Source organism: Cecembia sp. (assembly GCF_007126775.1).
GTDB lineage: Bacteria > Bacteroidota > Bacteroidia > Cytophagales > Cyclobacteriaceae > Cecembia.
Window position 1 is genome coordinate 1 of sequence record NZ_SLAP01000193.1, and the last position, 8,786, is coordinate 8,786.

At 42.2% G+C, this 8,786-nt stretch carries 8 protein-coding genes; 7 read left to right on the forward strand and 1 reads right to left on the reverse strand.

The window, feature by feature from the left end:
* On the forward strand, positions 1-518 hold a 518-nt coding region (locus QZT73_RS12915; protein ID WP_291788554.1), incomplete at its 5' end, for a DNA alkylation repair protein.
* 95 nt (positions 519-613) lie between these two features.
* On the opposite strand, the gene QZT73_RS12920 is transcribed toward QZT73_RS12915, so the two are convergent.
* Positions 614-2,512 (reverse strand): ABC-F family ATP-binding cassette domain-containing protein, encoded by a 1,899-nt coding sequence (locus QZT73_RS12920; RefSeq protein ID WP_291788557.1) that lies wholly within the window; start codon positions 2,510-2,512, stop codon positions 614-616.
* A 98-nt stretch (positions 2,513-2,610) separates the two neighbouring features.
* Between QZT73_RS12920 and QZT73_RS12925 the strand changes: the two genes are divergently transcribed.
* From QZT73_RS12925 to QZT73_RS12950, 6 genes are all read left to right on the forward strand, one after another.
* On the forward strand, positions 2,611-3,027 hold the full coding sequence (locus QZT73_RS12925) for an Rrf2 family transcriptional regulator (protein WP_291783880.1): 417 nt from the start codon (positions 2,611-2,613) through the stop codon (positions 3,025-3,027).
* Positions 3,028-3,101: 74 nt separating this feature from the next.
* A complete protein-coding gene (locus tag QZT73_RS12930; protein ID WP_291783890.1) occupies positions 3,102-3,374 on the forward strand; it encodes a DUF2061 domain-containing protein in 273 nt (90 codons plus the stop codon).
* Entirely contained in the window at positions 3,349-4,053 is a 705-nt protein-coding gene (locus QZT73_RS12935) for a phosphoadenylyl-sulfate reductase (protein WP_291783882.1), read from the forward strand. The genes QZT73_RS12930 and QZT73_RS12935 overlap by 26 nt, the downstream gene beginning before the upstream one ends.
* Positions 4,054-4,211: 158 nt before the next feature.
* Complete coding sequence (gene cysD, locus QZT73_RS12940; RefSeq protein ID WP_291783884.1) at positions 4,212-5,111, forward strand: sulfate adenylyltransferase subunit CysD; 900 nt, start codon at positions 4,212-4,214, stop codon at positions 5,109-5,111.
* Positions 5,112-5,330: 219 nt separating this feature from the next.
* Positions 5,331-6,584 (forward strand): GTP-binding protein, encoded by a 1,254-nt coding sequence (locus QZT73_RS12945; RefSeq protein ID WP_291783885.1) that lies wholly within the window; start codon positions 5,331-5,333, stop codon positions 6,582-6,584.
* Positions 6,585-6,757: 173 nt separating this feature from the next.
* A partial coding sequence (locus tag QZT73_RS12950) for a HEPN domain-containing protein (RefSeq protein ID WP_291788560.1) occupies positions 6,758-8,786 on the forward strand: 2,029 nt, incomplete at its 3' end.

An 8,786-nucleotide genomic window follows, 5' to 3' on the forward strand; every position in this document is an offset into this window, starting at 1 on the left:
AACTGATACTAAACCATTACCACGAAATCCGCCTGACCGCCATTTTTATCTTGGTGCAGAAGTTTCAAAAATCGAAATCAAATGAAGAGAAACAAGCGATTGTTGATTTTTACTTTGACAATAAACAGTACATCAATAATTGGGACCTGGTAGACAGTTCTGCCCATAAAATTTTGGGCCCTTGGCTTTACAACAAAGACAGGAGTCTGCTTTATAAACTTGCCCATTCCGGACAACTCTGGGATCAAAGGATCGCAGTAATCAGTACCTTCTATTTCATTGACCATGATGACTTTTCAGACAGCCTGAAAATCGCTGAGAAATTACTTCAGCATCCACATGATATCATCCAAAAAGCCGTAGGTTGGATGATCCGTGAAATAGGCAACCGGGATTATTACACTGCACTTCAATTTCTCAGACAGCACTATAAAAACATGCCAAGGACCATGTTAAGGTACGCCATTGAAAAATTTGAACCTGAAACAAGGCATGGATTTTTAAAGGGAACCATTTAACCAAGGCTTCCTAAGCTCCGTACTTAGGGTCTGCTGAAAAAGCCTCAGGTGCATCTCTGTGTAACATAAAAAATATTATCCTGTACAGAAACCAATTATTCAATCCCATCCAGTTCGCTCAGCTCCAGCCAGCGCATTTCCAGCTCTTCCAATAAGCCTTCCAGCTCCTGAATCCTACTGGACCATTCCAAAAGCGCCTGATGATCCTCGGTTCCTTCTGAAATCCTGGCTACCAACTCCTCTTTTTCAACGTTGAGCTTTTCGATTGTAGCATTGATCTCCTCAAATTCCTTTTTCTCTTTAAAACTGGCTTTTACTTTGGCAGATCCATTGGTTGCGCTTTTCTCATTTTCTACCTTCGCAGGCTTATCCTGCTTGCCGTCCTTTTCAATGGATCTCTGCTCCTTTTCCCATTCTCTAAAATCAGTATAGTTGCCAGGGAAATCCTTGATAATTCCCCCTCCTTCAAAAACAAAGAGATGCTCTACCAATCTGTCCATAAAATACCGATCATGGGAAACGATGATCAAACAGCCTGGAAAAGTATCCAGAAATTCTTCCAGGGTATTCAGGGTCAGAATATCCAGGTCATTGGTAGGTTCATCCAAAATCAGGAAATTTGGACTTTTGATCAGCACCATCAACAGCTGTAGCCTTCGCCTCTCTCCCCCGCTCAACTTCGCTATTGGGGTATGCTGCTGTTTTGGGGGGAAACCGAATTTATTCAAAAATTGGGATACAGTGATCGTGCTTCCTCCTGCAACAGTCACGACCTCCGCAACATCTTTAACGATATCGATCAATCTCTTTTCTTCATCGAATGAATCCTCTTCCTGACGGTAATAGCCAATCGCAGTGGTTTGCCCAGTAGATATTTTACCTGAATCCGGCTGCAAAATACCGGTAATCATATTCAAAAAGGTGGTTTTCCCGGCACCATTTGAGCCAACAATACCTATTTTATCTCCCTTCTTGAAAGTATAACTAAAATCCTTGATGATTTTTTTCCCATCAAATGCCTTATTCAATTTTTCTATTTCAATGATTTTATTACCCAGTCTTTGGCTGGTCACTTTCAATTCTATTTCCCGCTCTTCTCTTTTTTGAAAGGCTTTTTCTTTGGTTTCCTCAAAAGCATCTACCCTGTATTTGGCCTTGGTCCCCCTTGCTTTGGGCTGCCTTCGGATCCATTCCAGTTCCTTTTTGTAAAGGCTTTTGGCTTTTTCTTGCTCAGTAGCTTCGATTTCTCTTCTTTCAGCCTTCTTCTCAAGGAAATAACCGTAATTTCCTTGGTATCGGAATATTTTCCAATTGTCAAGTTCCAGAATTTCATTGGTGACTTTTTCTAAAAAATACCGGTCGTGTGTCACCATAAACAAAGCAAGGTTAGCCTTCGAAAGGTATTCTTCCAACCATTCGATGGTCTCCAAGTCCAGATGGTTGGTCGGTTCATCCAACAAAAGTAAATCCGGTTTTTCCAAAATGGCTTTGGCCAGCGCCACCCTTTTTCTCTGACCCCCACTTAAATTTCCGACTGGGAGCTCCATATCATGCAGACCCAATCTGCCCAATACTTCCTTTACCTGATATTCATAATCCCAGGCTTGTAAAGCATCCATTTTTTCCATCAAATCCTGTAAACGGTCTCCTGTATCTTTTCCACTTTCAGCCTCCAACAGGACCTTGTGGTAGTCCTCAATCACTTTTAAAGTCTCGTTTTGACTTCCTTCAAAAATGGTCTGGTAAATATTCAATGCCCCTGCAAAAACCGGATTTTGATGTACATAACTCACCTTTACCTGTTGATTTATCCCAATTTCTCCAGTATCAGGTACCTCAATTCCCATGATTATCTTCATCAAGGTGGATTTACCGGCCCCATTAACACCTACTAAGGCTATTTTTTGACCCTGGTCAATACCAAAAGATATATTTTGAAACAATATGCGCTCCCCAAAGGACTTGCTTAGGTTTTCTACAGATAGGTAATTCATGGGGCAAAGATAATTGAAATTGTGTCGAAAAGTCTTTTCATGGTAAGATTAAGCCTTCAGCTTTGAGGTATCGATAAAAAAGGTATTTTTGTAAACAGATGCTTTCCAAAAAAACCAAATATGCTTTTCATGCCCTTACCTATCTGGGTAAACACATGGACCAAAAAACGGTATTGATCCAGGATATCTCGGAAGAATACGGTATCTCCCATAAATTTTTGGAAAATATACTTTTAGAATTGCGAAAAGCAGGAATTCTAGGCAGTAAAAAAGGAAAAGGCGGTGGCTATTACCTCATCAAAGACCCTAAAGATGTCCCCTTGAGCAAAGTGATCAGGCTGCTGGAAGGTCCTATAGCACTTTTACCCTGTGTAAGCCTCAACTATTACGAACCCTGTGCTGAATGCAAAAATGAAGCAAAATGCGGCTTAAATAAGGTCATGATACAAGTCCGGGACGAAATGCTTAAAGTATTGGAAAACAAAACATTAGCTGATATTCTGGATAAAGAATAAATTTTTTTCCCTTATACCCTATATAATTTATAGGTTTTATATACTTTTGTAATTGTAATAAAATATAAATGTATATGATCCTGGATCAGCCTTTAAAAAGATGGTTTGTAAATAGCAAAGGACAAGACTCCAATTTCAAAAGTCTCGCGAAATCCATTTCCTGGAGAGTAGTAGGTACCTTGGATACCATGGTCATTTCTTTTTTTGTTACCGGACAACTACTCATGGCTTTATCTATAGGATCCATTGAAGTGGTCACAAAAATTGCCCTTTATTATTTGCATGAAAGGGCTTGGGAAACTGCAACCAAAAACAAAAGTAATGAGCCTGAAAAAGAATTTGCATGAGCTAAGTCAAAAAATAGAGGACCTTTCCCCAAAGGAAGGACTGGCATTTCTCTCAGATTTATTTTATGGAAAGCTAGTCTTCTCTACCTCTTTGGGACAAGAGGATCAGGTTATCACCCATATAATTGCTGAAAATACACTCCCTGTGAAAATATTTTCATTGGATACGGGAAGGCTTTTTCCTGAAACATTGGAATTGCTGGCCAGAACTGAAAAAAGGTACAAAACCAAAATCAAAGTTTACTACCCAGAACGACAATCTGTCGAAAAACTTGTAGACAATATTGGTATCAATGGTTTTTATGAATCAGTAGAAAACAGAAAATCCTGCTGCCAAGTGAGGAAAGTAGAACCTTTGCAAAGGGCATTGAGCAGGAATTCTGTTTGGATCACGGGGCTGAGAGCAGCGCAAAGTCCAAATAGATTGGCTATGAAAAAAATTGAATGGGATGAGGCTAATCAGATCATCAAATACAATCCACTCTTGGATTGGTCTTTTGAACAAATGATCAATTACATCAATGAAAACAACATCCCTTACAATCCACTCCATGACAAGGGTTTTATCAGTATCGGCTGCGCCCCTTGTACCAGGGCCATACAAGCGGGCGAAGACCCGAGGGCCGGCCGCTGGTGGTGGGAAGAATCCAAGAAGGAATGTGGGTTGCATGCTAAGTAAGACGCTAGACATGAGACTTTAGATACAAGACTTCGAAATTCATCATTCGAAATTCGGAATTTTGAAAATTATAAATAAGAAATGCTGAATGGGAAATTAAACAATGCTTGCTGAATTCATTGAAGGCGTAAATCAAAAATCGCAAATCAAAAATTACTATGTCAGACCTATTTATTCCAAATCCAAAAGAAGCAGAATCCATCCATATCCTGCGGGAAGTTGCGGCACAATTTGAGCGGCCGGTGTTGTTGTTTTCAGGAGGTAAGGACTCCATCACTTTGGTGAGATTGGCGCAAAAGGCCTTTTATCCGGCCAGGATCCCTTTCCCTCTATTGCATATCGATACAGGGCACAATTTCCCTGAAACCATTCAGTTCAGGGATGATTTGGTAAAAGAATTGGGTTTGGAACTGATTGTACGCAATGTGCAGGACTCCATAGATCAAGGGAAAGTAAGGGAGGAAAAAGGACGCTATGCCAGCCGTAACACCTTACAGACTACCACCTTACTTGATGCTATTGAAGAATTTAAATTCGATGCCTGCATAGGCGGGGCCAGAAGGGACGAAGAAAAAGCCAGAGCCAAAGAGCGTGTGTTCTCCGTCAGGGATGATTTCGGCCAATGGGATGAAAAAAACCAACGCCCCGAACTCTTCGATATGCTCAATGGACGCATTGAACAGGGACAAAATGTACGGGTATTTCCCATCTCGAATTGGACAGAATTGGATGTATGGGAGTACATCAAAACAGAAAACATCAAAATCCCATCTATCTACTTCGCCCATAAGCGGGAAGTCTTTTTCCGTGATGGCTTGATCTGGACGGCTAATGAACATGTGTACAGGGAACCTCATGAGGAGGTTGTAGAGAAAATGGTGCGCTTCCGTACGGTAGGAGATATGACCTGTACCGCAGCGGTGCTCTCTGAAGCTGAAACCTTGCAAACGGTCGTGGAAGAAATCCGTCAGTCCACACTCTCAGAACGAGGCGCTAGAATTGACGATAAACGATCCGAAGCAGCGATGGAGAAGCGGAAGAAGGTCGGGTATTTCTGAGAAGCGAGGGTCTAGACTCAAGAAGCAAGAAACAAGTAGTAAGACTTGTTAACCAGTTTAAAAGAAGATTCTAGACTTTATGCTTAGGGGAGAGTAAAAAAAGGTTCTTATTTTGAGATTTTTGTTTACAAATCGCTTCTCGCTATTCTCAAAACTTATCGTGTATTCAACCTCAAACGAGTCTAGTGTCTCACATCTAGCATCTAATGTCTTTAAAAAATGGAAAATAGAAAACTTATAAAAATAGCTACCGCCGGTTCGGTTGATGATGGAAAAAGTACCTTGATCGGCAGACTTTTATACGATACAGGTTCCTTGACTACCGATAAATTGGAGGCGATCGAGAAGACAAGTCGTCAGCGGGGCTTTGATTACTTGGATTTCTCACTGGCTACTGATGGATTGGTAGCAGAGCGGGAACAAGGCATCACCATTGATGTGGCGCATATTTATTTCAATACCGATAAGACCAACTTCATTGTAGCCGATACACCTGGGCATGTGGAGTACACCCGTAACATGGTGACCGGTGCTTCCACTTCCCAAGTAGCCATCATCCTGATTGATGCGAGAAAAGGCGTCATCGAGCAAACATATAGACATTTCTTTATCAGTAATTTGCTCCGCTTGAGCCATGTGGTGGTAGCCATCAATAAAATGGACTTGGTGGGTTATGATGAGGATGTTTTTCTGAAAATCAAAGCTGATTTCGATGCTTTGGTGGAAAAAAGCAATTTCAATAACGAGCAAATCACCTTCATTCCAATTTCTGCCCTCAAAGGGGAAAATATCGCCAAAAAATCCACTCAAATGCCATGGTATTTGGGGAATACACTATTGGATCATTTGGAGGTATTGGAGCCGGAAGATTTGCAGGAGCAAGCCTTCGCGCGACTCCCCGTTCAATATGTGATCCGTCCAAAGACCGATGCCTTTCATGATTTCAGGGGTTTCTCCGGGAAGTTGTATGGAGGCAGCTTTCGGGTTGGGGATCAGGTCACCATCCTGCCATCTTTCACCCAATCCAAAATCAAATCAATACAATTCTTTGATCAGGAATTGGAAGTGGCTGTTCCGGGAGCCTCCATTACCATCACATTGGAAGATGAGGTGGATATCAGTCGGGGGGATATGATTGTCAAGTCTTCTGAATTGCCAAATTCTGAGAAAAGCATCACAGCTACCATCTGTCAGGTGAATCACAAGCCCTTGAGAATCGGTGAAAAATACACCTTGCAGCACGGAGTCAATAGGGTATTGGCAAGAGTGGAATCCATTCAGTCCAAAATCCAACCCGATTTCAGCGGAGAGGAAACTACCGATTCCTTGAAATTAAATGATATTGGCAAAGTGAGTTTTAAACTCAGTAAAGCCATCCACTTTGATCCCTACCAGGTCAACCGTTCCAATGGAAGCTTTATCCTAATTGATGAAGGGACGTATGATACGGTGAGTGTAGGGTTTATTGTCTAGTGTACCAAGTACCATGTACTATATACCAAGTACTTGGACCTCGTTAAACAATAAAAATCAAACTCATAGGTATTTCAAATTAATGAAAATCGTGAATTAGACTATTCTTGGTACTTCGTACTTGGTACTTGGTACAACAAAATACTCTACAAAACCTATAGATTAAACTAAAAATGGAAAGCTTTAGAACCGAGATTGAGAATCCCCTTGTCGAAAAGGACATCATTGAATTGGAGCGAAAGATCAGGCTTTTTCGGGAGGGGAAAATAGATGAGGAAAAATTCCGCAGCCTGCGTTTGGCGCGTGGCGTTTATGGACAGCGGCAGCCCGGAGTACAGATGATCCGCATCAAATTGCCCTATGGACGTGTCACGGGCGATCAGCTGAAACGCATCTGTGATGTCTCGGAAAAGTACTCCACGGGTAAACTCCATATCACTACCCGTCAGGACATACAGATTCATTATGTGAGTTTGGACGAAACCCCTCAACTATGGGCTGAACTGGAGAAGGACGATGTGACATTGAGGGAGGCTTGTGGAAATACAGTTCGAAATGTAACTGCTTCTGAAGTTGCTGGTATCGATCCCAAGGAACCTTTTGATGTAACCCCTTATGCGGATGAGGTCTTCCGTTATTTTCTCAGAAATCCTGTCTGCCAGGAAATGGGCCGAAAGTTTAAGATGTCTTTCTCCTCTTCCGATGAGGATACCGCCCTTTCCTACCTGCATGACCTAGGCTTTATTCCAAAAGTGAAAGTGGTAGATGGAAAAGAAATCAGGGGTTTCAAAGTTTTGCTAGGCGGTGGTCTCGGTTCCCAACCTCGGCATGCAGACGTGATTACGGATTTCCTCGCTATTGATGAACTGATTCCATTTATCGAAGGTGTTTTAAGAGTTTTTGACCGACATGGAGAGCGTTCCAGACGTTTGAAGGCTAGGATGAAATTCTTGATCAATGAGATCGGAATAGAAGCTTTTCTGCAACTGGTAGAGGAAGAAAAAAAAGCCTTACCCTATAAAACCTATCCCATCGATGTCGATGATTACGAGGCAAGTAAAAGCCTTCCCAACCCGGAATTGGTAGCGCTTACCGAACCGCTTGATTTGGCATACGAACAGTGGAAATTGACCAACGTCATTCCACAAAAACAAGCTGGCTATGTAGCCATTGGCGTGAAAGTCTTGCTGGGAGATTTTACCACTGCCCAAGCACGGTTCATCGCTGACTTGGCAAAAGAGTATGCCAATAACGAGGTCCGCCTTACACTCAGACAGAATTTGCTGATCAGGGATGTGAAGGAGGAGTTGATTCCCTATTTCTACCAAGAGCTGAAAAAGATAGGTTTGGCAGATTATGGGTACAATTCTTTGGGAGATATCACCGCTTGTCCCGGAACCGATACCTGTAATTTGGGAATTGCCAGCAGTACGGGAATAGCGAGGGAACTGGAGAAAGTAATTGCATCTGAATATCCGCAATATCTCCAGAACCAAGACCTGACCATCAAAATTTCCGGTTGTATGAATGCTTGTGGACAGCACAATATGGCGCATATTGGTTTTCAGGGCATGTCACTAAAAGCCGGTAAAACGGTGTTCCCGGCTTTACAGGTATTACTGGGCGGTGGAACTTTGGGAAATGGCAAGGGACGCTTTGCGGATAAGGTGATCAAAATTCCAAGCAAAAGAGGACCTATGGCCTTGAGAATTTTGCTGGATGACTTTGCTCAGCACCAAGAGGCTGGAGAAGGTTTCTTGCAGTACTATGATCGCAAAGGACAAATGTACTTCTATGATATCCTCAAAAGCTTGACTGATACGAGTACCCTTACCGAAGAAGATCAAGTAGATTGGGGCAATGAAGATGCCTATAAAGTCGCTGTTGGGGTAGGGGAATGTGCCGGCGTGGTGATCGACCTGGTGGCAACCTTGCTTTTGGAGGCCCGGGAAAAGTTGGATTTATCCAAAGAAGCCTTTGTGGAAAAAAGGTGGTCTGATAGCATCTACCATACTTATGCCGCCTTGGTCAATGCAGCTAAAGCCATCTTATTGTCCGAAAGCAAAAGCACCAATTCCTATGCGAATATTGTGAATCTGTTTGATGAGACCTTCGTGGAAACAGGAAAAATAGACATCGACAGCACACTCAAGGACATCATTTATCAAATCAATCAACAAGAACCTTCTGAAACTTTTGCCA

Coding starts and splice junctions, on each gene's coding strand:
- QZT73_RS12920 (WP_291788557.1), bottom strand. CDS start 2,512: ATGAATTACCTATCTGTAGAAAACCTAAGCAAGTCCTTTGGGGAGCGC.
- QZT73_RS12925 (WP_291783880.1), top strand. CDS start 2,611: ATGCTTTCCAAAAAAACCAAATATGCTTTTCATGCCCTTACCTATCTG.
- QZT73_RS12930 (WP_291783890.1), top strand. CDS start 3,102: ATGATCCTGGATCAGCCTTTAAAAAGATGGTTTGTAAATAGCAAAGGA.
- cysD (WP_291783884.1), top strand. CDS start 4,212: ATGTCAGACCTATTTATTCCAAATCCAAAAGAAGCAGAATCCATCCAT.
- QZT73_RS12945 (WP_291783885.1), top strand. CDS start 5,331: ATGGAAAATAGAAAACTTATAAAAATAGCTACCGCCGGTTCGGTTGAT.
- QZT73_RS12935 (WP_291783882.1), top strand. CDS start 3,349: ATGAGCCTGAAAAAGAATTTGCATGAGCTAAGTCAAAAAATAGAGGAC.